The sequence below is a fragment of the Streptomyces sp. NPDC003697 genome (assembly GCF_053587115.1).
In genome coordinates this window covers 1-1,898 of sequence record NZ_JBSFNN010000168.1, presented here as the reverse complement: position 1 = coordinate 1,898, position 1,898 = coordinate 1, and the positions used below count along the sequence as shown (strand labels likewise).

Annotated in this window: 1 protein-coding gene; it reads left to right on the top strand. The window is 58.4% G+C overall.

All coding sequences use genetic code 11. The annotated features are described in order from the left end of the window. Nucleotides 1-1,679 (top strand): ATP-binding protein (locus tag ACWDNY_RS31340; protein ID WP_451649195.1); only part of this gene is annotated, 1,679 nt, incomplete at its 5' end. Nucleotides 1,680-1,898: the final 219 nt, after the last annotated feature.

The following is a 1,898-nucleotide window of genomic DNA, read 5'->3' as shown; positions in this document are numbered from 1 at the left end:
GGACGACCATTGGTAAGGGCATTGACGGGAAAGTCAAGACCCTCATCGAGGCCGATCGTACAGCGATGCGAAACTACCGCATCGACACGCTCGGGTTAACTGATGACGATACCGGAACGACAGTCGAGGCGTGGGGGGCAGTTCCTAATCTGGATCGATTGCTGAACACTTCAAGGGTGATCTCAGCGCTGACGACCGAATTGGCTCTGTATCTCGAAACCTACCCGGACTCATCAGTGACATACGATGGAGCGCGGGTTGATCCTGGACAGGTACAAGTCCACTCAGCCGTTTACGATCTTGACGAAATCGGGGAGTTCCCTGCTCCCGAACTAAGGGTTATAGAGTGGCGCAGAGGTGTAACGCGCGAGCTTGCGCTTTGCGACTCAAGGCGGATGCCCTTGGTAAAGCTCCGCCCGGAGATTCAGGCACCAGGCTTCAATTTCACGGCCTATCTTTCGTGGCAGGGATTTGAGGATAGGCCGCAGGACCTAGCTTTGGTCGACTGGGATGAAGATTCCCCAGCCTCGGCAGTAGTAGAGCAGGCAAGAGGACGCCTTCGTCAGCACTTCCGGAGCAGGGTCGATGACCGTCGCCGGGAGCAGGTCCAGGAGTGGCAGAGGGAGCAGGTATACCCCTACGAGGGAGAGGCTACAGAACCGACAGAGATCACTGAGCGGGAAGCCTTCGATACGGTAGCAACGACTATCGCGAAGCATATCCCTAAGGCTCGTAACGCCAGAAGGGCGACGCTGGGTCTCCTGAAGGAGACACTTGCGGCGAAGCCCGACCACACACCGGAAATCCTTGAGCGCTTCTTCTCCTTGACTCGTCAGGAAAAGGAAGAGCTTGGACTGCTGCTGAAGCGTACGAGTCTGACCTCTTTGATCCGCACGTCCACAGAGGTTACTGACCGTCTCGATTTCCTTCGCGCCCTGGAGATACTACTCTTCGACACCGAGGCGAAGAAGGTGACGCGAGAGCGGGATCAGTTGCATAAGATCCTGGAAAACGAGGCTTGGGTTTTCGGCGAAGAATACTCGCTCATGGTGAGTGAGCGCGGACTCTCGGAAGTTCTTCGAAAGCACCTTTCGATCCTAAGGGTGCCTGAGCCCGAAGACACTAATGTTCGTCTCCTGGACGGACACGCCGGCAGAGTCGACCTGATGCTTTCAAAGACGACCGTTTGGGTGCAAAAGCCTCATCACTTGGTCGTGGAACTCAAGCGCCCCAACGTAAGACTCGGAATGGCCGAGTATGCCCAGCTAGTGAAATATGCAACCACCGTCATCGCGGATGAACGCTTTCGGAGTACCGAGGCGAACTGGGACTTCTGGCTCATCGGGAATTCCATGGATGACGTCCTGCGGAGCCTTACGCGTCAGCCTCACCTACCCCCGGGCCAGGCTAGCGCGATTGGCACTAACGCAAGACTGTGGGTCCGCGAGTGGAGCGAAGTTATCCAGGAGTGTAAGCAGCGACTTCACTTCTACCGGGATAGGCTCGACTATCAGTCCACGGATGAGCATGCTCTGGAGTACCTGGTGCGCAAGCATCCGCATGCGACACCTACCGTGCTCCTGCCCGATGACGAGGATGTCGTGGAGGAGCAAGCCGCGATCGTCCCGTCTCCACGCGATGGGGAGCCAGCGCCGCATGCGCCTTCCGTGGCGGACTAACGTGATGATTGTGGGCGGTGCCGTCCGGGCCTGTGGCGCGGGGAGGGGGCCAAACGGGGGGCCACGTGAGGCAGCCACGCCAAGACGCTCCCGGACGGTAGTGGACAACTCGGTGACGGTGGCGCTGGTCAGATGACCCCTAAGCGAAGGTCACCGGTGGAGCTAATCGCGTTCGGGACGAAGAGGTCGTGGGTTCAAATCCCGCCACCCCGACACAGG